Origin of the sequence: Streptomyces sp. NPDC002896 (assembly GCF_040295225.1) — a bacterium.
In the GTDB taxonomy this organism is placed as follows: domain Bacteria; phylum Actinomycetota; class Actinomycetes; order Streptomycetales; family Streptomycetaceae; genus Streptomyces.
This window is the reverse complement of sequence record NZ_JBEOVA010000010.1, coordinates 18542-42582: the sequence shown is the minus strand read 5'-3', so window position 1 is coordinate 42582 and position 24041 is coordinate 18542. Positions and strand designations below refer to the sequence as shown.

23 protein-coding genes are annotated in these 24041 nt (G+C 70.8%); 13 read left to right on the top strand and 10 right to left on the bottom strand.

Going from position 1 to position 24041, the window contains the following annotated elements; genetic code table 11:
• Positions 1 to 174 precede the first annotated feature (174 nt).
• A complete protein-coding gene (locus ABT009_RS19855) occupies positions 175 to 1641 on the top strand; it encodes an NCS2 family permease (RefSeq protein WP_351296163.1) in 1467 nt (488 codons plus the stop codon).
• Between the two features lie 88 nt (positions 1642 to 1729).
• On the opposite strand, the gene ABT009_RS19850 is transcribed toward ABT009_RS19855, so the two are convergent.
• From ABT009_RS19850 to ABT009_RS19840, 3 genes are all read right to left on the bottom strand, one after another.
• Positions 1730 to 3187 (bottom strand): peptidoglycan D,D-transpeptidase FtsI family protein, encoded by a 1458-nt coding sequence (locus ABT009_RS19850; RefSeq protein WP_351296160.1) that lies wholly within the window; start codon positions 3185 to 3187, stop codon positions 1730 to 1732.
• A 127-nt stretch (positions 3188 to 3314) separates the two neighbouring features.
• The gene (locus ABT009_RS19845) at positions 3315 to 3785 is read right to left on the bottom strand and encodes a GNAT family N-acetyltransferase (RefSeq protein WP_351296157.1); all 471 of its coding nucleotides are present in this window, start codon (positions 3783 to 3785) and stop codon (positions 3315 to 3317) included.
• Between the two features lie 105 nt (positions 3786 to 3890).
• Entirely contained in the window at positions 3891 to 4664 is a 774-nt protein-coding gene (locus tag ABT009_RS19840; protein WP_351296155.1) for an IclR family transcriptional regulator, read from the bottom strand.
• A gap of 131 nt (positions 4665 to 4795) precedes the next feature.
• Here ABT009_RS19840 and ABT009_RS19835 point away from each other — a divergent pair, with 131 nt between their 5' ends.
• Both ABT009_RS19835 and ABT009_RS19830 read left to right on the top strand, forming a co-directional pair.
• Entirely contained in the window at positions 4796 to 6325 is a 1530-nt protein-coding gene (locus tag ABT009_RS19835) for an aldehyde dehydrogenase (NADP(+)) (protein WP_351296152.1), read from the top strand.
• Between the two features lie 112 nt (positions 6326 to 6437).
• Positions 6438 to 7046, top strand: coding sequence for a DUF1349 domain-containing protein (locus tag ABT009_RS19830; protein ID WP_351296149.1), 609 nt, complete (start codon positions 6438 to 6440; stop codon positions 7044 to 7046).
• Positions 7047 to 7124: 78 nt separating this feature from the next.
• Here the strand turns inward: ABT009_RS19830 and ABT009_RS19825 are convergent, their stop codons facing one another.
• Entirely contained in the window at positions 7125 to 8534 is a 1410-nt protein-coding gene (locus tag ABT009_RS19825; RefSeq protein WP_351296146.1) for an MFS transporter, read from the bottom strand.
• Positions 8535 to 8719: 185 nt separating this feature from the next.
• Here ABT009_RS19825 and ABT009_RS19820 point away from each other — a divergent pair, with 185 nt between their 5' ends.
• The 5 genes from ABT009_RS19820 (at position 8720) to ABT009_RS19800 (ending at position 13188) form a co-directional block, all read left to right on the top strand.
• Positions 8720 to 9658 carry a GlxA family transcriptional regulator gene (locus ABT009_RS19820; RefSeq protein WP_351296992.1) on the top strand — a complete coding sequence of 313 codons (939 nt, stop codon included), beginning with the start codon at positions 8720 to 8722 and terminating at the stop codon, positions 9656 to 9658.
• Complete coding sequence (locus tag ABT009_RS19815; protein ID WP_351296143.1) at positions 9655 to 10161, top strand: GNAT family N-acetyltransferase; 507 nt, start codon at positions 9655 to 9657, stop codon at positions 10159 to 10161. Before ABT009_RS19820 ends, ABT009_RS19815 begins: the two co-directional genes overlap by 4 nt.
• Before the next feature lie 76 nt (positions 10162 to 10237).
• Complete coding sequence (locus tag ABT009_RS19810; RefSeq protein WP_351296140.1) at positions 10238 to 10960, top strand: DsbA family oxidoreductase; 723 nt, start codon at positions 10238 to 10240, stop codon at positions 10958 to 10960.
• A 145-nt stretch (positions 10961 to 11105) separates the two neighbouring features.
• Positions 11106 to 11981, top strand: coding sequence for a glycosyltransferase family 2 protein (locus ABT009_RS19805; protein WP_351296137.1), 876 nt, complete (start codon positions 11106 to 11108; stop codon positions 11979 to 11981).
• 154 nt (positions 11982 to 12135) lie between these two features.
• The gene (locus ABT009_RS19800) at positions 12136 to 13188 is read left to right on the top strand and encodes an aminotransferase class V-fold PLP-dependent enzyme (protein ID WP_351296134.1); all 1053 of its coding nucleotides are present in this window, start codon (positions 12136 to 12138) and stop codon (positions 13186 to 13188) included.
• Positions 13189 to 13260: 72 nt separating this feature from the next.
• On the opposite strand, the gene thpD is transcribed toward ABT009_RS19800, so the two are convergent.
• The 6 genes from thpD to ABT009_RS19770 form a co-directional block, all read right to left on the bottom strand.
• A complete protein-coding gene (thpD, locus tag ABT009_RS19795; RefSeq protein WP_351296131.1) occupies positions 13261 to 14148 on the bottom strand; it encodes an ectoine hydroxylase in 888 nt (295 codons plus the stop codon).
• A gap of 6 nt (positions 14149 to 14154) precedes the next feature.
• The gene (locus tag ABT009_RS19790) at positions 14155 to 14553 is read right to left on the bottom strand and encodes an ectoine synthase (RefSeq protein ID WP_351296128.1); all 399 of its coding nucleotides are present in this window, start codon (positions 14551 to 14553) and stop codon (positions 14155 to 14157) included.
• A 34-nt stretch (positions 14554 to 14587) separates the two neighbouring features.
• The gene (gene ectB / locus ABT009_RS19785; RefSeq protein ID WP_351296125.1) at positions 14588 to 15862 is read right to left on the bottom strand and encodes a diaminobutyrate--2-oxoglutarate transaminase; all 1275 of its coding nucleotides are present in this window, start codon (positions 15860 to 15862) and stop codon (positions 14588 to 14590) included.
• Positions 15863 to 15934: 72 nt separating this feature from the next.
• On the bottom strand, positions 15935 to 16510 hold the full coding sequence (gene ectA, locus ABT009_RS19780; RefSeq protein ID WP_351296123.1) for a diaminobutyrate acetyltransferase: 576 nt from the start codon (positions 16508 to 16510) through the stop codon (positions 15935 to 15937).
• Positions 16511 to 16926: 416 nt separating this feature from the next.
• Positions 16927 to 17511 carry a DinB family protein gene (locus ABT009_RS19775; protein ID WP_351296120.1) on the bottom strand — a complete coding sequence of 195 codons (585 nt, stop codon included), beginning with the start codon at positions 17509 to 17511 and terminating at the stop codon, positions 16927 to 16929.
• An 85-nt stretch (positions 17512 to 17596) separates the two neighbouring features.
• On the bottom strand, positions 17597 to 18697 hold the full coding sequence (locus ABT009_RS19770) for a pyridoxal-phosphate-dependent aminotransferase family protein (RefSeq protein WP_351296117.1): 1101 nt from the start codon (positions 18695 to 18697) through the stop codon (positions 17597 to 17599).
• A gap of 240 nt (positions 18698 to 18937) precedes the next feature.
• Between ABT009_RS19770 and ABT009_RS19765 the strand changes: the two genes are divergently transcribed.
• The 5 genes from ABT009_RS19765 to ABT009_RS19745 all read left to right on the top strand — a co-directional run bounded on the left by ABT009_RS19765 (position 18938) and on the right by ABT009_RS19745 (position 24027).
• Positions 18938 to 19795: a basic amino acid ABC transporter substrate-binding protein gene (locus ABT009_RS19765; protein ID WP_351296114.1), complete on the top strand. Its 858-nt coding sequence runs from the start codon at positions 18938 to 18940 to the stop codon at positions 19793 to 19795.
• Positions 19792 to 20643, top strand: a complete 852-nt coding sequence (locus ABT009_RS19760) for an amino acid ABC transporter permease (protein WP_351296111.1) — start codon at positions 19792 to 19794, stop codon at positions 20641 to 20643. Before ABT009_RS19765 ends, ABT009_RS19760 begins: the two co-directional genes overlap by 4 nt.
• Positions 20644 to 20717: 74 nt before the next feature.
• Positions 20718 to 21524, top strand: coding sequence for an amino acid ABC transporter ATP-binding protein (locus ABT009_RS19755; RefSeq protein WP_351296108.1), 807 nt, complete (start codon positions 20718 to 20720; stop codon positions 21522 to 21524).
• Between the two features lie 163 nt (positions 21525 to 21687).
• Positions 21688 to 22776: an amidohydrolase family protein gene (locus tag ABT009_RS19750; protein WP_351296105.1), complete on the top strand. Its 1089-nt coding sequence runs from the start codon at positions 21688 to 21690 to the stop codon at positions 22774 to 22776.
• Between the two features lie 297 nt (positions 22777 to 23073).
• Positions 23074 to 24027, top strand: coding sequence for an SCO1860 family LAETG-anchored protein (locus ABT009_RS19745; protein ID WP_351296102.1), 954 nt, complete (start codon positions 23074 to 23076; stop codon positions 24025 to 24027).
• Positions 24028 to 24041 lie beyond the last annotated feature (14 nt).

Below are 24041 nucleotides of genomic sequence, written 5' to 3'. Positions count from 1 at the left end.
CTCGCCGAGGCGAGGAGCGAGAGCGTACCAGTGACCACACAGGGATTCGAACGGCGTGCACAGGCTCGTACGATTCGCCGAACCCTTTCCGTAACACGGAGAAAACCTGAAACGCGTTCACCACGGGAACAATCCAGCCAGCATCCGCATGCATGATCCAAGGAGCCCGATCCCATGCCCGAGACCAGCAAGACGAGCCAGGTGACCGGTCGGCCGCCGGGGGGCGGCACGGCCGCCAGCCCTGTGGACCGGTTCTTCCACATCACCGCCCGGGGCTCGTCGTTCGCCCGTGAGATACGCGGCGGCTTCGCCACGTTCTTCACCATGGCCTATATCCTCGTGCTCAACCCGATCATCCTGGGCAGCGCGAAGGACAAGTTCGGCCATCAGCTGGACGGGCCCGAACTGGTCACCGCCACCGCGCTGGTGGCCGCCGTGATGACCGTGATCATGGGCGTCGGCGGAAACCTTCCGCTCGCGCTGGCCGCGGGTCTCGGCCTGAACGCCGTCGTCGCGTTCCAGATAGCCCCGCTGATGAGCTGGCCCGACGCGATGGGCCTCGTGGTCCTCGAAGGCCTGCTCATCTGCGTCCTGGTCGTCACCGGGCTCCGTGAAGCCGTCATGCACGCCATTCCGCAGCCGCTGAAGCAGGCGATCAGCGTCGGCATCGGCCTGTTCATCGCGTTCATCGGCTTCGTCGACGCCGGGTTCGTCACCCGTATCCCGGATGTCGCGGGCACCACCGTGCCGGTTCAGCTCGGCGGCACCGGCACGCTCGCGGGATGGCCGATCCTCGTCTTCTGCCTCGGTGTGCTGCTGACCATCGGGCTGCTGGCGCGCAAGGTCAAGGGCGCGATCCTCATCAGCATCGTCGTGATGACCGCGCTGGCCATCGTCATCAACGCGGTCGCGGACGTGGACGCGAAGAGCTGGGGTCTTACCACGCCCAAGATCCCGGACGACATCGTCTCCGCCCCGCACTTCGGACTGCTCGGCGACTTCAGCCTCTTCGGTTCCTTCGGCGAGGTCAGCGTCATCACCGTGGTCCTGCTGCTGTTCACGCTCATCCTGTCGGACTTCTTCGACACGATGGGCACGGTCGTCGGCATCAGCGCCGAGGCCGGGCTGCTCGACAAGGACGGCAAGGTGCCGAACCTCGGCCGCGTCCTGCTCATCGACGGCGCCGCGGCGGTCGCCGGCGGTGCCGCGTCCGCGTCCTCCAGCACCTCGTACATCGAGTCCGCCGCGGGCGTCGGCGAGGGTGCGCGCACCGGCTTCGCCAACCTGATCACGGGTGGCCTGTTCGCGCTGGCGCTGTTCCTGACGCCGGTGCTCACGATCGTCCCGCTGCAGGCGGCCGCCCCCGCCCTCGTCGCGGTCGGCTTCCTGATGATGACGCAGGTCAAGCACATCGACTGGGACCGCTACGACATCGCGATCCCCGCCTTCCTGACCATCGCGGTCATGCCGTTCACGTACTCCATCACCAACGGCATCGGCGCCGGCTTCCTCGCGTACGTCGTCATCAAGACGGTCCTGGGCAAGGCCCGCGAGGTGCACTGGCTGCTGTGGGCCGCTTCCGCGCTGTTCCTCGTCTACTTCGCGATCGACCCGCTGGAGCAGCTGCTCGGCGTGAAGTGACCACTCAGTGACAAAGAGGGCCGCCCCCCGGGGGACTGGGGGCGGCCCTCGCCTGTGGGGCCGGACGGCCCTTTGGGAGCGCGGCGGCTCAGTTCTGCTGCAGCGCGGCCCGCATCATCGCCTTCGCGATCGGCGCCGCCAGCCCGTTGCCGCTGACCTCCGAGCGGGCCGCGTCCGACTGCTCCACGACCACGGCGACCGCGACCTCCTTGCCGCTGCTGTCGTCCTTCGCATATGAGGTGAACCAGGCGTACGGCGTCTTGCTGTTGTTCTCGCCGTGCTGTGCCGTACCGGTCTTGCCACCCACCGTCGCGCCGGCTATCTGAGCGTTCGTGCCCGTGCCCTCCTCGACGACCGTGACCATCGCGGACTGCAGCTGCTCGGCCGTAGAGGAGCTGACGATCCGCTTCGTGTCCGTGCTGTCGTCGTAGTCCCTCAGCACATTGCCGTCCGCGTCGCTGATCTGCGACACCATGTGCGGCGACACCATTTCGCCGCCGTTGGCTATCGCCGCCGACACCATCGCCATCTGCAGCGGAGTCGCGGTGACGTCGAACTGCCCGATACCGGACAGGCCCGTCTGCGCCTTGTCCATGTCCGACGGATACACGCTCTCGTACGCCCGCACCGGCACATCCAGCTCGGCGTCGTTGAAGCCGAACTTCTCCGCCGTCGCCTTCACCTTGTCCTGGCCCAGGTCGACGGCCATCTTCGCGAAGACGTTGTTGCACGAGTACTGCAGGGCGGTGCGGATCGTGGCGTTCTCGCAGGGCGCCGACGAGCTCTCGTTCCTCAGCACCGTGGTCGTGCCGGGCAGCGTGTACGGGTTCGGGCTGTCCGTCCTGGTGTCCACGGAGGAGTACAGGCCATCCTCGAGCGCCGCCGCCGCGACGACCAGCTTGAACGTCGAGCCCGGCGGCAGCGGCTGGCGCAGCGCACGGTTCGTCATCGGCTTGTCGCTGTCCTTGGTCAGCGCGCTCCACGCCGCGGAGTCCGTGGTGCCGCTGATCTCCGACGGGTCGTACGACGGCGTCGAGACCAGGCCGAGGATCTTGCCCGTGGACGGATCGATGGCGACGGCCGCGCCCTTCTTGCCGCCGAGCGCGTCGTACGCCGCCTTCTGCACGTCCGGGTCGATGGTGGTGACGACATCGCCGGGATCGGCGCGCTTGCCCGTGACCGTGTCGACGGGGTTCTTCAGCCGGGTGTCCTTGCCGTCGAGCAGGTCCTGGTAGATCCCCTCGAGCTGGGTCGCCCCGTACACCTGCGAGCTGTAGCCCGTCACCGCCGCGTACAGCTTGCCGTTCTTGTACGTGCGCTTGTACGCGAGGTCGCTGCCCGTCGTCCGCTCGGAGCCGGTGATCGCCTCTCCGCCGACGATGATGTCGCCCAGCGGATACGCGTACTTCTCGATCGCGATCCGCCGGTTGTTCTTGTTGTCCGCGAGGGCCTGGCCTTCGTAGAACTGCACCCACGTCGCCCTGACCAGCAGGGCGAGCACGAGCAGCAGGCTGAAGACCGAAGCGCGCCTGATCGTTTTGTTCATGCCGCCCAGAAGGACGAGCGGGGCGGAGCGGATCGTTCCCGTCTCGTGCCGTTCGGCCCGGTTTCTCAGGAATTCTTCATACGCGGTTCACGGCCGGTATGCGCCGTTCACAGTCGGTGACGACCGCTCAGCCTTTCAGGATCAGCACCACCTCGTCGATCTCCTCGCCCCGGGCATTCGCGTAACCCCTGGCGTGCGCCGTCACCCCGAAGCCGCACTTCTCCAGGACCCGGCGAGACCCTGCGTTGTCGGCAGCGGCGCGGGCGTAGAGCGGGCGCTCAGGGACCAGTGCCAGCAGCTCCCGAAGAGCGGCCGTCGCGATCCCGCGGCCCCAGTACGCTCGGTCGATCCAGTACGTCACCTCGCGCTCGCCCGGCTCTCCGTACACCGCCGCGCTCCCCACGACGTCGCCATCCGCGAGGACCGTCCGCACGACGTCCGACGAGTTGCGGATGCGCGCCCAGTGGGCGTCGAAGCGGGCCCGGTCCGACGGGTCCTGGGCGGTGAAGGCGGCCATCAGCAGCGCCTCGGGGTCGTTCATCTGCCGGAAGAAGACCGGCAGATCGCTGTCGTGGACCTCGCGCAGCAGTACATGCATCAGAGCCTCCGGGGGCGGGCGTCAGAGTCTGCGGGTGGCGGGCGTCCGCGGGCGTACGTGGGCGTAGATGGGCGGCGAGGCCCGGCGGGCTGCGGGCGGCGAGGGTCAGAGCCGGCGCGTGGCGAGTGTCAGGCGGTCGCGGGCGTCGAACAGGGCGTCCTTGACCATCTGCTCGTGGGCCGCGGTCAGGCGGGCCACCGGCACCGAGCAGCTGATCGCGTCGCGCGCCGGGGTGCGGTAGGGGATCGCGACGCCGAAGCAGCGCAGGCCGAGCGTGTTCTCCTCGCGGTCCACCGCGAAGCCCTGCTCGCGGACCTGGTGCAGCTCCTCTATGAGCTTCTCGCGGTCGGTGATCGTGTGCTCGGTGAGCGCGGGCAGCGTCTCCGGCAGCAGTTTGCGCACCTGCTCGTCGGTGTGCGTGGCCAGCAGCGCCTTGCCCAGGGACGTCGAGTGGGCGGGCAGCCGGCGGCCGACGCGTGTGAAGGGGCGCAGATAGTGCTGCGACTGGCGCGTGGCGAGGTAGACGACGTTCGTACCGTCGAGGCGCGCCAGGTGGATCGTCTCCGTCGTGTCGTCGGAGAGCCGGTCCAGCGTCGGGCGGGCGGCCGTCACGACCTCGTCGCCGTCGATGTACGACGTGCCGACGAGGAGGGCGCGTACGCCGATGCCGTACCGCGTGCCCGTCGCGTCCGTCTCGACCCAGCCCAGGTCGACCAGCGTGCGCAGCAGCATGTAGAGGCTGGACTTGGGGTAGCCGACGGCTTCCTGGACGGAGGCCAGCGAGTGCATTCCGGGCCTGCCGGCGAAGTACTCGAGCAGTTCCACGGTCCGTACCGCGGACTTGACCTGCGCCCCGCCGCCCGTCTCGCCAGCCGACATCGCCCTTGACCCCTTCGTTCGCCGGGAAATAGTCTCCGAGATGAGTTCATCATCAGAGACAGCGTTCAGCATATCGAACAGCCCTGGTGAGTGGCACAAGAATTGCGGCATTACATCAGGAGGGACCCGCGGTGGCAGCAGCACCAGTCTGGAGTGTCGACCCCCGAACCGGGAAGCAGCGCGAGCAGGTTGCGGTGGAGGCCACAGCCGAGGAGGTGGACCAGGCAGTCCGCGCCGCGTACGCCGCCCGGGGAGCCCTGGCCGACCGCACCGTGCGGGCCGCTTTCCTGCGGACCGCGGCGGATCTCCTCGAGGGCGCCAAGGACCAGCTCGTCGAGGCCGCGGACGCCGAGACCGCGCTCGGTCCGGTCCGGCTGACCGGCGAGCTCGCCCGCACCTGCTACCAGCTGCGGGCCTTCGCCGGCATCGTCGACGAGGGCGCCTACCTGGGCATCGTCATCGACCACCCCGACGACACCGCGACCCCGCCGGTCCCGGACCTGCGCCGCTACAAGGTGCCGCTGGGCGTCGTCGCCGTCTACTCGGCTTCGAACTTCCCCTTCGCCTTCTCCGTGCCCGGCGGCGACACCGCGAGCGCGCTCGCCGCGGGCTGCCCGGTCGTCGTCAAGGCCCACCCCGACCACCCGGCGCTGTCCGAGCTGGTCGCCGCGGTACTGCGCCGGGCCGCCGCCCAGCACGGCATCCCCGAGGGCGTCGTCGGTCTGGTCCACGGCTTCGAGGCAGGCGTCGAGCTCGTCAAGCACCCGCTCGTCGCGGCCGCGGGCTTCACCGGTTCGGTACGCGGCGGCCGCGCGCTGTTCGACGCGGCAGCGGCCCGTCCCGTGCCGATCCCGTTCCACGGCGAGCTGGGCTCGCTCAACCCGGTCGTGATCACCGAGGCCGCGGCCGCCGAGCGCGCCGAGCAGATCGGCACCGGCCTCGCCGGATCGATGACGCTGGGCGTCGGCCAGTTCTGCGTCAAGCCGGGTCTCGTCCTCGCGCCGTCCGGCACCGAGGGCGACCGCCTGGTGAAGTCGCTGACCGAGGCCGTCAGCAACACCGACGCGGGCGTCCTGCTCGACCACCGCATGCGCGACAACTTCGTCGCGGGCGTCCGCGAGCGCGCCGAACTGCCCGACGTGGACGCCCCGGTGACCCCCGGCGCGGGCGGCGAGCACACCGTCGCACCCGGCTTCCTCACCGTGCCCGCCGCCAAGCTGGCCGCCGAGGGCGAGCACGACGTCCTCCTGGAGGAGTGCTTCGGCCCGGTCACGGTGGTCGCCCGCTACGAGGACGAGGCGGAGGTCACCGCCGTACTGTCCCGCCTGCCCGGCAACCTGACGGCCACCGTCCACCTCTCGTCGGATGAGGTCGCCGGTCAGGGCAACGGCGCGGAGATCCTCGCCGAACTCACCCCGCTCGCCGGGCGCGTGCTCGTCAACGGCTGGCCGACCGGTGTCGCGGTCGCCCCGGCTCAGCACCACGGCGGCCCGTACCCGGCGACCACGTCCACCTCCACCTCGGTGGGCGGCACCGCGATCGAGCGCTGGCTGCGCCCGGTCACGTACCAGACCACCCCCGAGGCCCTGCTCCCGCCCGAGCTGCGCGACGACAACCCGCTGGGGCTGCCGCGCCGGTTCAACGGGCGCATGGAGATCTGAGCCGCTTACGCCGACGCATGGCCGCGGGCACAGCCGACGAGCGCCCGCGGCCCGCACCGACGTATGCCCGATCCGTGGGCGGAACACCCCGCCCACCTGGAACACTGTGGCGATGGATTTCGAACTCCCCGAACTCCCGTTCCCGCTGCGCACCTACGGCCCCGACGGCCACTGGTCGTACGAGGACGGCACACTCACGGGCTGGGCGGGCGCCCGCCAGGACCGGTTCGTCCCTCCCACGGGCGAGGCCATGGACCCCGCATCCGACGCGCCCCGGCTGCTGGGTGCGCCGGAAGGGGACTTCCAGCTGATCGCCCAGGTCACGGTCGGTTTCGCGGCGGCCTTCGACGCGGGCGTGCTGTACGTGCACGTCGGCGAGCGGGCGTGGGCCAAGCTCTGCCTGGAGCGTTCGCCCGACCTGCCCACCGTGTGCACGGTGGTGACCCGGGGCCACTCCGACGACGCCAACTCCTTCGTCGTGGACGGCAGCAGCGTCTGGCTCCGCGTCAGCCGCACCGACAGGGCGTTCGCCTTCCACGCGTCGAGAGACGGCAAGGAGTGGACCTTCATCCGCCTCTTCACACTCGGCGACACCGAGGAGTCGGCCGCCGCCCTCGTCGGCTTCATGGCGCAGTCGCCGGTGGGGGAGGGGTGCGTGGCCGTCTTCGACAGCATCGAGTTCCGGCCCAACTGGCCGCAGGGGTTGCGGGACGGCACCTGACACTCGCGGGACGGGACGGCACCTGACACGCGCGGGGCACTGCCGCCGGGACCGGCGTCGCAGTGCCCCATCGCCGGGTTATGACGCCGTCCCCCGGCGGAGACGCAGCGTCGCGACGGCTGTCGCGACCAGCAACCCCGCGCTGATCAGGAGGCTGATCCTCATCCCGGCGAGGAACCCGTCCGAGACGAGCGTTCCGAAGGCCGCGATGCCCAGGCCACCCGCCACCTGCCGGGCCGCGTTGAGGACACCCGCGGCAAGCCCCGCGCGTTCCGCCGGCACCGCGTCCATCATCGCGGCGGTCAGCGGCGGGACGGTCAGCGCGCAGCCCAGCGCGAGCGGCACCAGCATGAACGCCAGCACCGGACCGGGCGTGTGCGCATCGACGCCCAATACCAGCAGCAGCCCGGCCACGGCCAGCACCTGGCCGACGAGCATCGGCACCCGCGGACCGAAACGGCCCGCCAGCCTGCCCGCGACGATGTTCGTCACCGCGATCAGCCCGGTCATCGGCAGGAACATCAGCCCGGCGTTCAGCGCCGAACGCCCCTGCACCTGCTGGAAGAAGAGCGAGAAGACGAAGACCATGCCGAAGAAGGCCACGCTGCACGCCGCGCCCGCGGCGACCGTGACGGCCACCGTGCGGTCGCGGAACAGGCCGAGCGGTACGACGGGGTGCGGCTGCCGCGCCTCGATCCTCAGGAACGCCACGGTGGCCGCCACCGCGACGATGAGCGCGACCAGACCCGTCGTACCCCCCTCGATGACCGCGAACGTCAGCGCCGTGAGCGCGACCACCGCAGCCAGCTGACCCGGCAGGTCGAGCGGGGCCGGGCGGCGCCCCGAGCGCGGGGCGCGGACGAGCAGCGCGAGCGCCACGGCGCCCAGCGGCAGGTTGACGAAGAAGATGCCGCGCCAGTCCCATGCGGTGGTGAGCGCGCCGCCCGCGACAGGGCCCAGCGCCACGGCCGCCGAGCCGCCCGCCGCCCACGCCGCCACGGCGCGCGCTCGCTTCGCCGGGTCCGCGTATGCCTGGCGCACCAGTGCGAGCGAGGCGGGCAGCATCACCGCCGCCGCCACGCCCTGCACCACGCGGGAGGCGATCAGTACGGGCAGCGAGGGGGCCAGGCCGCAGGCCGCCGACGCCAGCGTGAACACCGCGACGCCGATCGCGTACGCGTGGGTGGCGCCGACCCGGTCGGAGAACGCGCCGGTGGACAGCATCAGCGCCGCGAACGCCAGCGTGTACGCGTCCACGACCCACTGCAGCCCGGACATCCCGCCGCCCAGGGCGTCGCCGATCGCCGGGAGCGCCACGTTCACCACCGAGGCGTCCAGCGTGATCAACGCAAAGCCGAGGAGGGCGGCGGTGAGGGTGAGAGTGGGCGAGGGGCGGTGAGAGGCACCGGGGCCCCCGGGATCGCCGGAGCCGCCGGGCGCACCTGATGCGGTCGAACCAGAGGTGTGCGTAACGGAGTTCGTTGACATGCCCCCCAGCGTCTCGATCCGCCGGCGCGTACAGTAGTGGCCTGAATGCCATACATCCGGAGGTTCTGGCCATGCCCTCCTCGTCGCCGAGCCGGTCGCGGGCGCCGCAGTCCCGTGCGGGTTCGCCGCAGCCCCTGCCGGGCCGGGCGCACCGTATCGCCGTGATCGCCCCGTCCCCCGTGTCGATGTTCAACCTCGCGATCCCCGAGATGATCTTCGAGAAGGTCGAGGTGGACGGCCGTCCGGGATACGAGGTGACGGTGTGCACCCCGGAGCCCGGCCCGATCACCACCACGGGAGGGCTCGGCCTGCACGTGGACCGCGGTCTCGATGCGCTGAGGGAGGCGGACACCGTGCTCGTCGCGGGCACCGGACACCGCTACGAGCCCGACCCGCGCACCGTGGAAGCCGTGCGCGAGGCCGCGGCGGACGGCCGCCGGATCGCCTCCATCTGCAGCGGCGCGTTCGTGCTCGCCGAGGCCGGGCTGCTCGACGGGCGCAGCGCCACCACCTACTGGGAGCTCGCCGAGGAGCTGCGCCAGCGCTATCCGGCGCTCGACCTCAAGGGCGACGTCCTCTACGTCCAGGACGGGCAGATGATGACCGCGTCGGGATACGCCGCCGGGATCGACCTCTGCCTGCACATCATCCGGACCGACTACGGTGCCGCGGTCGCCAACGAGGTGGCCCGGCGCGCCCTCGTCGCGCCCGTACGGCCCGGCGGGCAGACCCAGTTCACTCAGACGCCGCTGCCGCCGGAGCGCGGGAACGCGTGCGCCGACACCCGGGGGTGGGCGATGCGCAACCTCGACAAGCCGCTCACCCTCACGGATCTGGCCCGGCACGCGGGCGTCTCCGTGCGGACCCTCACCCGCCGCTTCCACGCCGAGAGCGGCGTGAGCCCCCTGCAGTGGCTGCTGCACCAGCGCATCGAGCGCGCGAAGGAACTCCTCGAGACGACGGCCCTGCCTCTGGACCAGGTGGCCCGGGCCTGCGGCCTCGGCACTGCGGACTCCCTCCGCGGCCACCTCGTCCGACGGACGGGGCTCACGCCGAGTGCGTACCGGGCGCAGTTCAGCCGCATCGGAACCGCCGAGGCCCGCGGCACGTCCTCCGCCGCATGATCAGAGCGCACCGAACCACCGGGTCCCTGGAGATCCGGGCCGCCCTGCCCGCCGAGGCGGCGGCCGTCGCCGAACTGCACGTGCGCGCCCGCGCCACGTACTACCCGGACGGGCTCCCGGACGACGGCGTCGACTGGCACGCCGTCTGGCGCGGGGCCGTCGACCGCCCCGACGGTCATGTGCTGTGCGCGGTGCGCGACAGCCGGCTGGCGGCCATCGCCTCCTTCCGCACCCCCGAAGGCGCCCCCGCCGACATGGTCAAGCTCTTCCAGTTCCACGTCGATCCCGATCACTGGCGCACCGGCATCGGCACCGAGCTGCACGCCGCCTGCGTCGAGCAGTGGCGTGCCGACGGCAAGCGGACAGCCGTCCTCGATGTGCACGTCGACAACCAGCGCGCCCAGGCCTTCTACGCCCGTCAGGGCTGGATCCCCGATCCGGAGAACCCGCCTGCCGAAGGCGACCACCACCTGTACCTGCGGTTTTCGGTGGCGGGGGAATGAGCGGGGCTGCTTGAACGTTCACCTACGGTTGCGGAGGGCGTCTCCGCGGCCGTACGAGTGGAGAGAAGCCGTAGACATGCGCGTCGAGATCTGGAGCGACATCGCCTGCCCCTGGTGCTACGTGGGCAAGGCCCGCTTCGAGAAGGCGCTCGGAGCCTTCGCGCACCGTGACGACGTCGAGGTGGTGCACCGCTCGTTCGAGCTCGACCCGCACCGCGCCAAGGGCGACACCGAGCCCGTCCTCGGGATGCTGACCAAGAAGTACGGGATGAGCGAGGCGCAGGCGCAGGCCGGTGAGAACAACCTCGGCGCGCAGGCCGCAGCCGAGGGCCTCGCGTACCGCACCGAGGGCCGCGACCACGGCAGCACCTTCGACATGCACCGGCTGCTGCACCTCGCCAAGGAGCAGGGCCGGCAGGACGATCTGATCAACGTGCTGTACCAGGCGAACTTCGCCGAGGAGCGGTCCGTCTTCGGCGACGACGAGCGTCTCGTGGAGCTCGCGGCCACCGCCGGCCTGGACGCGGAAGAGGCGCGCGCCGTGCTCGCCGATCCGGCCCGGTACGCCGAAGAGGTGCGCGCGGACGAGCGCGAGGCCGCCGAACTGGGCGCCAACGGCGTGCCGTTCTTCGTCCTCGACCGCAGGTACGGCGTCTCCGGCGCCCAGCCCGCCGATGTCTTCGCCCAGGCCCTTGAGCAGGCCTGGAGCAGCCGCGCGCCGCTGACCACGATCGCCACCGCCACGGACGGGGACGGCGAGGCGTGCGGGCCTGACGGCTGCGCCGTGCCCCAGCGGTAACGGCACCACTGCGATCGCCTGCCGGCACGGCGTCGTCACGCCGTGCCGGCGTTCGAGGGCGAGTTGAACAGGGCCCGTCTGCGGGTGGGCGGCGCGGTGAACGGCTACGATCACCGGCACCGTCGCCGAGATGAGGAGACCTCCCGTGTCCGAACCGCGCCTGGGTGTGGCCATCGTGACCATGGGCAACCGGCCCAAGGAGGTCGACGCGCTGCTTGAGGCGGTGGCCAAGCAGGACGTGCAGCCGTCCCGGATCGTGGTGGTGGGCAACGGCTCCCCGCTCCCCGACTTCCCCGGCGACGTGACCGTGATCGAGCTGGACGACAACCTCGGCTGCCCCGGCGGACGGAACGTCGCCATCTCCAGGCTGCGCGAGTTCGGGGACGTCGACGTCGTCATCGAACTCGACGACGACGGGCTGCTGGTCGACGCCGACGTCTTCCGCACCGTCCAGCAGCTGTTCGCGAGCGACCCGCGCCTGGGGATCGTCGGATTCCGCATCGCCGACGAGCATGGCGAGACCCAGCGTCGCCACGTGCCGCGCCTGCGGGCCAAGGACCCGATGCGCCGCGGCCCAGTGACCGCGTTCCTGGGCGGCGGGCACGCCTTCTCGATGCCGATGCTCGACGAGATCGGCAACTGGCCGGCGGACTTCTTCTTCTGCCACGAGGAGACGGATCTCGCCTGGCGGGCCCTCGACGCCGGCTGGAAGATCCTCTACGAGCCGGAACTGCTCCTTCGGCACCCCAAGACCTCGCCGGCCCGGCACGCCGTCTACCACCGGATGACCGCCCGCAACCGCGTCTGGCTGGCGCGACGCCGCCTCCCCTACCCGCTCATCCCTCTCTACCTCGGCACCTGGACCCTTCTCACCCTGGCCCGCACCCGGTCGCTGGGCGGTCTGCGGGCCTGGGCGGGCGGCTTCATCGAGGGCGTACGCACTCCGTGCGGCGGGCGGCGGCCCATGCGATGGACCACGGTGTGGCGGATGACCCGCCTGGGGCGCCCGCCGGTGATCTAGGCCGGTCGTCCGGGCCGGTCGTCCGGGGCGGCCATGCGGGCCGTTCAGCCAGGCCGGTCCAGCGCAGATCAGCGGGCAAACATAAGGAATCCTTAGTGGTTCCCCTAAGAGAAACCCGATGGACCACGGGTTGGAGGGGCGGCACAGTGGCCCCATGGAGACTCTCGCAGGCAGCCTTGCCGCCACCGAGTTCGCGCCCCGTACGATCTATCTGAACACCGCGAGCACAGGGCTTCTCCCCGCCCGTACCGTCGCCGCCATGCAGCAGGCCGTGGAGTCCGTGGCGGCGGGCAAGCCGTCGGACATGTTCGCGGACGTGGAGGCCGCGCGCGCCTCCTTCGCCCGGCTCGCCGGGGTCCCGGTGAGCCGCGTCGCGGCCGGGGCGTCCGTCGCCGTCTACAGCGGGCTCATCGCCGCCTCGCTGCCGGAGGGCGCCGAAGTCCTCACCGCCGAAGCCGACTTCAGCTCCGTCGTCAATCCGTTCCACATCCGCCGGGACCTGAAGGTGCGCGCCGTGCCGCTGGACGGCCTCGCCGAGGCGGTGCGCCCGGGCACGGCGCTCGTCGCCGTGAGCGCCGCGCAGTCCGCCGACGGCCGGATCGCCGACCTGCCCGCGATCCGCGCGGCCGCGCGGGCGCACGGCGTGCGGACGTACGTCGATGTGTCCCAGGCCGCCGGCTGGCTGCCCCTCGACGCGGACGCCGACGACTTCACCGCCGCCGTCACCTACAAGTGGCTGGTCTGCCCGCGCGGCGTCGGCTTCCTCGTCGTTCCGGAGGACTTCGGCGGCCTGAGCCCGGTCTTCGCGTCCTGGGTCGCGGGCGAGTACCCCTGGGACAGCTGCTACGGACCCGTCGAGGAACTCGCCCACTCGGCACGGCGGTTCGACGAGAGCCCCAGCCTCTACTCGTACGCCGGTGCGCGGCACTCGCTCGCGCTGGTCGAGGAGATCGGCGTCGAGGCGGTGCGCGCCCACGACCTGGCGCTCGCCGACCGGTTCCGCGCCGGTCTCGCCTCGCTGGGCCACGAGCCGCTGCCCGCGCCCGGGTCGCCCATCGTCTCCGTCCCCGGGCTCGGCCGGCTGCAGCCGGAGCTGAGCCGCGCGGGCATCGAGGTCTCCGACCGGGCCGGCAATCTGCGGGCCGCCTTCCACCTCTACAACTCGGCCGCGGACGTCGACCGGTTGCTGGACGCCCTGTCCGGCTGACCCACTCGCGGGTGCAAAGCACGACGGGCCCGGCACCCGAAGGGATGCCGAGCCCGCCCCAGCCCTACGCGGTCACTTCACCGGAGTGAAGTCCCGCGCGCCGATGAACGTCGGCCGCGGTACGGGCGCCGCGAACGGCTCCACCGCCGCGTTCTCCACGCTGTTGAACACGATGAAGACGTTGCTGCGCGGATACGGGGTGATGTTGTCGCCCGAGCCGTGCATGCAGTTGCAGTCGAACCAGGTCGCCGAGCCCGCCGGGCCGGTGAACAGCCGGATGCCGTGCCGGTCCGCGAACTTCGTCAGCGCCTCGTCCGACGGGGTGCCCGCGTCCTGCATCTGCAGCGACTTCTTGTAGTTGTCCGTCGGCGTCGCGCCCGCGCAGCCCAGGAACGTCCGGTGCGAGCCGGGCATGATCATCAGGCCGCCGTTGGTGGCGAAGTTCTCGGTCAGGGCGATCGAGACGGACACGGTCCGCATGTTCGGCAGACCGTCCTCGGCGTGCCAGGTCTCGAAGTCCGAGTGCCAGTAGAAGCCGGACGCGCCGAAGCCGGGCTTGACGTTGATCCGCGACTGGTGGACGTACACGTCCGAGCCCAGGATCTGCCGGGCGCGGCCCACCACCCGCTCGTCGCGCACCAGGCCTGCGAAGACCTCGCTGATCCGGTGCACCTCGAAGACGGAACGGATCTCCTGCGACTTCGGCTCCACGATCGACCGCTCGTCGGCGCGGACCGCCGGGTCGGTGATCAGCCGTTCCAGCTCGGCGCGGTAGACCGCGACCTCGTCGGGCGTGATCAGCTGCTCCACGGGCAGGAAGCCGTCGCGCTCGTACGACTCGAGGTCGGCCGCGGCGATCGGCCCCGGGTGGCCCGGCGCCGACCAGACGACCGGGTCCTGCCGGGGGACCGCCACCTCCGAGGCGCCACGGGTCGGGTACAGGTCGGTGATGGTGGTCATGGGCTGTCAGGCCTCCTCTGTCAGCAGCGGGTAGACGCCGTTCTCGTCGTGCTCCTCCCGTCCTGTCACGGGCGGGTTGAAGACGCAGACGCACCGGAAGTCCGTCTTGGGGCGCATCGTGTGGTGCTCATGGCCGTCCAGCAGGTACATCGTCCCGGGCGTGATCCAGTGCGTCTCGCCGGTCTCGTCGTTGGTCAGCTCGGCCTCGCCCTCCACGCAGAGGACGGCCTCGATGTGGTTCGCGTACCACATCGACGTCTCCGTACCCGCGTACATGGTCGTCTCGTGCAGGGAGAAGCCCACCCTCTCCTTCGCGAGCACGATGCGCTTGCTCTCCCATGTGCCGGACTCGGCCTTCACATGCCGGTCGGTGCCTTCGATGTCCTTGAACGATCGGACGATCACGGTGAGTTGGTGCCTTTCTTCGTTGTTCGTAAGGTCAGGCTGCGGTTTCGCGCACCGCTCGGGTGAGCGTCCGCAGCCCTTCCTCCAGCTCGTCGGGCGTGATGGTGAGGGCCGGAAGAAGCTTGACGACCTCGCTCTCCGGGCCCGACGTCTCGATGAGCAGGCCGAGTTCGAAGGCCCGCTGCGCAACGGCGCTCGCGCGCGCCTTGTCGTGGAACTCGACGCCCCACACCAGGCCGCGGCCCCGGTACTCCTTGACCTCGTCCCGGTGTTCGTCGGCGAGCGCGACCAGGGCCTGCTCGATCTGCTGGCCGCGGGCGAGGGTCTGCTTCTCCATGGCGGGACCGTCGGACCAGTACGCCTCCAGGGCCGCGGCGGCCGTGACGAACGCCGGGTTGTTGCCGCGGAACGTGCCGTTGTGCTCGCCCGGCTCCCAGATGTCCAGCTCGGGCCTGAACAGGCAGAGCGACATGGGCAGTCCGTAGCCGCTGATGGACTTGGACACGGTCACGATGTCCGGCGTGATGCCCGCCTCCTCGAAGGAGAAGAACGCGCCGGTGCGGCCGCAGCCCATCTGGATGTCATCGACGATCAGCAGCATGTCCTGGCGCTTGCACAGGTCCGCGAGGGCGCGCAGCCACTCGGGGCGGGCGACGTTGATGCCGCCCTCGCCCTGCACCGTCTCGACGATCACGGCGGCGGGCTGGTTGAGGCCCGAGCCCTGGTCCTCCAGAAGCCGCTCGAACCACAGGAAGTCCGGGACCGTGCCATCGAAGTAGTTGTCGAAGGGCATCGGCGTGCCGTGGACGAGCGGGATGCCCGCGCCGGCCCGCTTGAAGGCGTTGCCGGTGACGGCGAGCGAGCCGAGCGACATGCCGTGGAAGGCGTTCGTGAACGACACGATCGCCTCGCGGCCCTTGACCTTCCGGGCCAGCTTCAGCGCGGACTCGACGGCGTTGGTGCCCGTCGGGCCCGGGAACATGACCTTGTACGGCAGGTCGCGCGGGCGCAGGACGAGGTTCTGGAACGACTCGAGGAAGGCACGCTTGGCCGTCGTCGACATGTCCAGACCGTGCGTGACGCCGTCGCGCTCCAGGTAGTCGATCAGCGCGCGTTTCAGCACCGGGTTGTTGTGGCCGTAGTTGAGGGAGCCGGCGCCGGCGAAGAAGTCGAGGTACTCGTGGCCGTCCTCGTCGTACATACGGCTGCCCTGCGCACGGTCGAAGACGGTGGGCCAGCCGCGGCAGTAGCTGCGCACCTCCGACTCCAGGGTCTCGAAGACGCTCAGGTCGGGCTGGGTGATGGTCACAGCGAATCTCCTGGGAGATGGGGTGGGGGGAGTGATCGGTGGAGGGACTGAACGGTGCGGGAGTGCGTGCGTTCAGTCGCCGAGCGGATCGAGCGAGTCGAGCGGGCCGAGGGGGCCTATCCGGTAGAGCACCTCGGGGTCGTGCCCGCCGTCGGGGAACAGCGCCGCGTCGAACAGCACCTCCCGTACGACCTGGGCGCCGTGCCGCTCGGCGTACGACGTGAACAGCCGCTCCGAGGCGGTGTTGCCGGGCGTGATCGTCGTCTCGAGAGAGCTGATCCCGTGCTCGGCGCCCACCCGGGAGGTGAGCCCCTCCAGGAGCGCGGCGGCGAGGCCCCGGCCCCGGTGCGCCTCGTCCACCGCCACCTGCCAGACCACCAGGGTCCCCGGGCGTTCGGGCCGGACGTAGCCGGTGATGAAGCCGACCGGCTCGCCGTCGGCGCCGCGCGCCACGAGCGAGGTGCCGGCGAAGTCACGGCACCACAGCAGATAGCTGTACGACGAGTTGAGATCGAGGGTCTTCGAGTCTCTGGCGATTCGCCAGATCGCGGATCCGTCCGCCACCTCCGGACGGTCGAGCCGGTTCGCGGCGGGCAATTCCGCAAAGTCCTGTCGGGCACGTGCAAGGTCTGCTTGTGCAGCGGTCATGCGGAGTGAATTTACCGAGCAATTCTGTAAATTGCATCGCCGGGCGGGGTTACGTCGGAAGTGTTTCTGTGTTATCGCGCGGGCGCGAGTGGCCGCGCGAAACGGCTGCGAGAAGTACCGTTTTGCCCGGGAAATAGGGGAGGAAGCGGACGCGATGTGGAGTGCGTCACATGGGTGTAACTCTCGCGAGATGCGACCGAATTACGTCGGTTGGTGTTCGCAGAATCTTTGCGTTTAGGATCCGGGAGAGCGGGCAGAAGAGGTAACGGCAGCTGTACCGAATTAATTCAGGAATTGTGGCGGGAGTGTTTCGGCTTCTCGTACTCAATTTCGGCGAACGCGCCCTGAAATGAGCTCCGCGACAATCGGGGAAGGAACGGCGGCTGCCGAGCGGCCCTTCAGGTGCCGGTCACTCTTCAGGCGCCGGTCACCCCGTCGATGCGCTCCCTGACGATGTCCGCGTGGCCGTTGTGGCGCGCGTACTCCTCGATCATGTGCACGAGGATCCAGCGGAGGCTGACCTCCAGGCCCGCCATCGGACCGTCACCGGGAATCGGGGCGGTCTCGTCGAGCGAGCGGCCGGCGCACAGCTCGCGGCCCCGGGCGATCTCCCGGTGCCAGACCGCCAGCGCCTCGGCGAGCCCGCGGTCTGGGTCGAGGGCGTACCCGCTCGAGTCATCCGCGCACACGGGCGGTACGTCGAGCCCGGCGAACGTCCGCTGGAACCAGTTGCGTTCGACCTCGGCCAGGTGCTGCACCAGGCCGAGCAGCGTCAGCGACGAGGGCTCGGCGGACGCCTGCCGCAGCTGCGCGTCGTCGAGCCCCTTGCACTTCAGCTCCAGTGTGGCGCGGTGGAACGCGAGCCAGCTCTCCAGCATGGGCCGCTCGGGGCCGCTCAGGAGCGGGAGGGGGCGGCCGTCGGGGAGGGTCGCGTACTCCTCGTACGTCGTGTCGGTGCCGTCGGGTGAGGCTGGTGCCGGGCTGCCGGATGTCGTCGTCATGCACGGCAGCCTGGCACGCCAGGCTCGCACCAGAGTTCCCTTTACGGAACGCGCACGGTCGCGCTTCGCGCGCGGCGGCCGCGGCCTAGCGCCAGGCCTCCGTCACCGCTCGCCGCGCCGCCTCCAGGTTCACCGTCAGGCCGGACTCGGCCAGTGCCCCGCCGAGCGCGGCCAGCGCGGAGTGGACCACGCCGCGCGTCGCGTCCGGGCCGTAGTGGTTGACGCGGATCATCTCCTTGGACAGCGCGCCACCGCCCGCGACCAGCGGCAGCACCGGGTCCGCGGCCAGGGCCCGCGCCACCACCTCCGAGGCGTCGACACCGGCCGGCGTGCGCAGCGTCGTCGCCACGGGAGCCGCGTCCCGGGCCTCGTACACGTACGGCTCCAGGCCCCCGCCGAGCGCGAGCGCGCCTGCGCGCGTGGCCGCCGCGGCCGTCGCATGGCGGGTCATCAGCGAGCTCAGGCCCTCCGCCTCGATGCGCTCCAGGCACGCCTCGAGCGCCAGCATCTCCAGCTGCGCCGGGGCGTGCAGCAGTGCCTTGCGGCCGCCGTCGATCCAGCGCTCCTTCCAGTCGAGGAGCGACAGGTACGAGCGGCGCGGCGCCTGCGGGTTGCCGGCCATGCGCTGCCAGGCCCGCTCGCTCACCGACACCGCCGACACACCCGCGGGACCGCCCATCGCCTTCTGTGCGCCGATCACGCACAGATCCACGCCCCACGCGTCCGGTAGCAGCGGCTCGGCGCCCACCGACGCGACCGCGTCCAGCATGAACAGCGCGCCGTGCGCCCGTACGACCTCGCCGATCTCCGCGACCGGGTTGGTGTTGCCGGTGGCCGCCTCCGCGTGCACCAGCGAGACGAAGTCGATCTCGGGGTGCTCGGTCAGCGCCTCGTCGATCCGGTCCGCCGTCACCGCCGTGTGGAAGGGCACGGCGAGATCGATCACGGTGGCGCCGCAGTCCCGCAGCCAGTTCCCGAACGTCTGCCCGTACGGACCGGTGATCACGTTGAGTGCCGTGGTGCCGGGCCGGGCGGCTCCGCGGATGCAGCCCTCCAGCGGCAGCAGGGCTTCGCCCTGCGTGATCACCACATCCTGCTCGGTGGACAGCAGCCGCGCCACGCGCTGCTCGATCGCGGCGAAGTGCGCGGCGCTCAGCGGGGCCAGGTCGAGGAAGGGGTGGGTCACGGCGGTGCTCTCTTCCGGGGTCTTTTCGGGCTGTCCGAGCGTAACCGGCCGCCCCGATGGGCCCGTCAGCCGGTGGATCACAGGCGTCAGGACCCCTCGACCATCGCTTTGATTTGAGGAACCCAAACCTCTCCTTATAATCGGAAGCGCGCGCTCCGTGCTGCCCGCGACCCGAGGGCTCGGGACTCTGCCCCCCCACGTGCGGATTCGCATCACCCGACATCCCTCAGGAGGTATCCCGTGAACACGGTCCACGGCCGCAGGACCCGAACCCTGGCCGCCGCCGCGGCGGCCGCCGGACTGCTGCTGGCAGCCGGCTGCTCGTCGAACGACGACGGGGGCGGGAAGACCACCGCGGGCGGCGTCCAGCTCGTCCAGGCCGGCAAGCTCACCACCTGCACCCACCTGCCGTACCCGCCGTTCCAGTCGGAGATCGACGGCAAGGTGCAGGGCTTCGACGTATCGCTGATCGACCTGGTCGCCAAGGACCTCGGCGTCAAGCAGGACATCGTCGACACGCCCTTCGAGAACTTCAAAACGGGCGCGTTCCTCAACTCCGGCCAGTGCGACCTCGCCGCGGCCGGCATGACCATCACCGAGGAGCGCAAGAAGAACGTCGACTTCTCCGACCCCTACTTCAACGCCACCCAGGCCGTCCTCGTCGACAAGAAGAGCGGCATCACCTCACTGGACGACATCAAGTCCAAGGGCAAGAAGCTCGGCTCCCAGGCCCAGACCACCGGCGAGGAGTACGCGCAGAGCAAGGGCTTCGACTCCGTCTCCTTCGAGAGCTCCGACGCCGTGCTCAACGGCCTGCGCACCGGCCAGGTCGACGCCGTCATCATCGACTACCCGGTCGTGCAGGGCTGGCTGAAGGACAAGGCCAACGCCGACGCCTTCAAGGTCGTGGACAACCTCAACACCGGTGAGCAGTACGGCTTCACGGTCAAGAAGGGCAACACCGCGCTCGTCGACGCGATCAACAAGGCCCTGAAGGAAGCCAAGGCCGACGGCACGTACAAGAAGCTCTACGAGCAGTGGATCGGGCCGTACGACGAGGCCGCCGCATCCCCGGCCGCTTCCGCCTCCGCCTCATGAGCGCTGCCGGCAGCTCCACCCGTGACCAGGCCCCCGACGGGACGCCGACCAAGTCCGGGCTGACCCGGCGGCAGCGGCGCGCCGTCTCGCGCGGCGCCCAGTACGCGATCTTCGTGGCGGTGATCGTCGCCATCGGCGCCACCGCCGACTGGGACCGGCTGGCGAACCAGTTCGCCCAGCCCGATCTCGCGAAGCAGCTGTTCCCGGACATCATCACCATCGCGCTGCGCAACACCGTGCTGTACACGATGTCCGGCTTCGTGTTCGGCCTGGTCCTGGGCATGATCATCGCCCTGATGCGGCTGTCGTCGGTGGGCCCCTACCGCTGGGTCGCCGGCGTCTACATCGAGATCTTCCGCGGCCTGCCCGCCCTGCTGATCTTCATCTTCGTCGGCGTGGCCGTGCCGCTCGCCTTCCCCGGCACCGAGATCCCCGGTGGCACGTACGGCAAGGTCGCGCTGGCCCTCGGTCTCGTCTCCGCCGCGTACATGGCCGAGACCATCCGCGCCGGCATCCAGGCCGTGCCCAAGGGCCAGATGGAGGCCGCCCGCTCGCTGGGCTTCTCGCACACCCGCGCCATGGTGTCGATCATCATCCCGCAGGCCATCAGGATCGTGATCCCGCCGCTCACCAACGAGCTCGTCCTGCTGTTCAAGGACTCCTCGCTCGTGCTGTTCCTCGGCGTCACACTGGAGGAGCGCGAACTCGCCAAGTTCGGGCGGGACCTGGCCAGCCAGACCGCCAACTCCACGCCGATCCTCGTCGCCGGCCTGTGCTACCTGCTCGTCACGGTGCCGCTCGGCTTCGTCGTACGCCGCCTCGAGGGCAGGGCGGGGGAGCCCCGATGACCGGCCCGGCAGCCCCGTCCAGTCCGGTGGACCCCGCGAATTCCGCGAATCCAGAGACTCCCGTGAAGGGCACGATGAAGAAGACCGACGGCACCGCCCGCCCCGAGATCCAGGTCCTCGGCCTGCACAAGTCGTTCGGCGACAACGAGGTGCTGCGCGGCATCGACCTGGAGATCGCCGCCGGCGAGGTCGTCTGCGTCATCGGCCCGTCGGGCTCCGGCAAATCCACGCTGCTGCGCTGCGTCAACCTGCTGGAGACCCCGACCGCGGGCCAGGTCTTCGTGGGCGGCAGCGAGCTCACGCACCCGGATGTCGACATCGACGCGGTGCGCCGCCGCATCGGCATGGTGTTCCAGCAGTTCAACCTCTTCCCGCACCTGTCGGTGACCGAGAACCTCACGCTGCCGCAGCGCCGCGTGCTCGGCCGCGACAAGGCGCGGGCGGCACGGACCGCCGCGGAGAACCTCCAGCGTGTCGGCCTGTCCGACAAGGCCGGCGCCTACCCCTCGTCGCTCTCCGGCGGGCAGCAGCAGCGCGTCGCGATCGCCCGCGCCCTGGCGATGGGCCCCGAGGTGATGCTCTTCGACGAGCCGACCTCCGCGCTCGACCCCGAGCTCGTCGGCGACGTGCTCGCGGTGATGCGAATGCTCGCCGACGAGGGCATGACGATGATGGTCGTCACGCACGAGATGACCTTCGCCCGCGAGGTCGCCGACCGCGTCGTCTTCATGGACGGCGGAGTGATCGTCGAACAGGGCCCGCCGGCCCAGGTCATCGGCGACCCCCAACACGAGCGAACCCGCCACTTCCTGGCGAGGGTCCTGGACCCGGCGGCGGCGGACGTGGAGGAGGGAACGGGAAAGACGGCGGACCAGGCCTGACCCACTGTGGGCAGGCGTTCCGCAGGGCGATGGGGGTCCCCCTGCTCGAGCGGAGCCGAGGGCTTGGGGGAGGGTGGGCACAGCCCACGACGGCGGGTACCGCAAAGCATGAGGGCAACCGGGGGGTACGGCCCCAGCACACCGCAGCGTTAGGGTGCGAGGCATGAGCGATCACGCCGTGCTCCACGTCAAGGGACGAGTACTCGTCGGCCCCGAGGACGTCCGGGACGACCTGTGGGTGGTCGGCGGCCGCATCACCTACGAGCGGCCCGCCGCCCGCGACGTCCGGACGGTGGAGGGCTGGGTCCTCCCCGGCCTGGTCGACGCCCACTGCCACGTCGGCCTCGACACCCACGGCCCCGTCCCCGAGGACGTCTCCGAGAAGCAGGCGCTCACGGACCGCGACGCCGGAACCCTGCTGATCCGCGACGCCGGCTCGCCCTCCGACACCCGCTGGATCGACGACCGCGACGACCTCCCGAAGATCATCCGCGCCGGCCGGCACATCGCCCGCACCCGCCGCTACATCCGCAACTTCGCGCACGAGATCGAGCCCGACGAGCTCGTCGCCTACGTCGCCCAGGAGGCCCGCCGCAGCGACGGCTGGGTCAAACTCGTCGGCGACTGGATCGACCGCGAGGCCGGCGACCTGACCGCCTGCTGGCCGCGCGAGGCCGTCGAACCGGCCATCGCCGAGGCCCACCGGCTCGGCGCCCGAGTGACCGCGCACTGCTTCGCCGCCGCGTCCCTGCGCGACCTCGTCGAGTCAGGCATCGACTGCATCGAGCACGCGACGGGTCTGACGGAGGACCTGATCCCGCTCTTCGTCGAGCGCGGCGTCGCCATCGTCCCGACCCTCGTCAACATCGCCACGTTCTCGCGCCTCGCGGACGGCGGCGAGTCGAAGTTCCCGCGCTGGTCGGCCCATATGCGCCGGCTGCACGAGCGCCGCTACGACACCGTTCGCGCGGCCTACGACGCCGGGGTGCCCGTCTACGTCGGCACCGACGCGGGCGGCTCGCTGGCCCACGGCCTGGTCGCCGCCGAGGTCGCCGAGCTGGTCACCGCGGGCATCCCGCCCGTCGAGGCCCTCTCCGCCACGGCGTGGGGCGCCCGCGCATGGCTGGGCCGCCCCGGCCTGACGGAGGGCGCCGCGGCGGACCTCGTGGTGTACGACGGCGATCCGCGGGCCGACGTACGGGTGCTGGCGGCTCCGCGGCGGGTGGTGCTGAACGGGCGGGTGGTGGGCTAGCCCGCGCCTTTCGGCCGCTTTCTGGCGGGCTGTCCGTTACGTGGTACGGGTGACGCGGGGGCACGTACGTGTCACAGGAATCGAAAAGATGCACGGAAAATTCACTTTGGAGTGAACTCCCGGCAGGTAGCTGATCGTTCAAGCCTCGTGGGTGAGGATTCCCGCATCGGCGTCGTCGGTGCGCACTGCCGAGGTCCCCATGGCGGGGCGACCGACGGCGTCGTGTGACGCCCTGTCATCTCCGGCACGTGCGTCTTCTCTTCGCGTTTTCCTGTCTCTTGTAGGGGTCCCACCACCTTGAACAGCTACTCGTTCCGCACGCCCGCACGCCGTCTCACCGCCGCCGCTGCCGTCGGCGCACTCGCCGCGGGTCCCGCCGTCCTCGCCTCGGCGGTCCCCGCCCAGGCGACCGGTGGTCACGGAGGCAAGTCGAGTGCCGTCGTGCTCCGTACCGGCCTCGACGTCTCCCTGCTCGACAAGTCCGTGAACGTGCCGCTCACGGTCTCGCTCAACGAGGTGCAGGCCCCGCAGAGCGCCGAGAAGACCGCGCTCACCGCGCAGTTGGACGGCGTCGACGGCGGCAAGCCGTTCAGCGTGCTCCGTGCGGACGTCGCCACCGCGAAGGCCACGGTCGACGAGCACAAGGCCGAGGGGTACACCAACCTCGCACACGCCAAGGTGCAGGTGCCGGGGCTGCCGCTGCTGTCGCTCATCGAGGTCGAGAAGGTCACCTCGAAGGCGGTCTGCGAAGCCGGGAAGCAGCCCGTCGCCGAGTCCAACGTGCTGGGCGCGGTCACGGTGTTCGGCAAGAAGGTGACGCTGACCGCGGGTGGCACGTCGGAGGTGAAGGTGCCGGGCGTCGGCGAGGTGCGGCTCGACCTGTCGAAGACGCACACCACGACGCGTACGGCCGCGGCCACCGCGCTCGAACTCAAGGTGTCCGTCAACCCGCTGAAGCTCAACGTGGCCGAGGTGGAGGGCACCGTGACGCTGGCGGGCGCCACGTGCGAGGCGCCGGACGCGCCTTCGGCGCAGGAGTCCGACGACGCGCCTTCCGGAGAGGACGCGTCCGGCACGTCCGGCGCCGAGAAGGACGTACGGGCGCAGGGGGCCGCCGGGGAACCCGTCGAGGGGGATCTCGCGGAGACCGGGGGCAGCTCTGCCACGCCCTACATCGCGGGCGTCGCGGCCGTGTTGGTGGCGGCGGGCGGCGGTGCGCTCGTGCTGACGCGTCGGCGTCGGCAGGGCTGAGCCGCGGGTCGCGG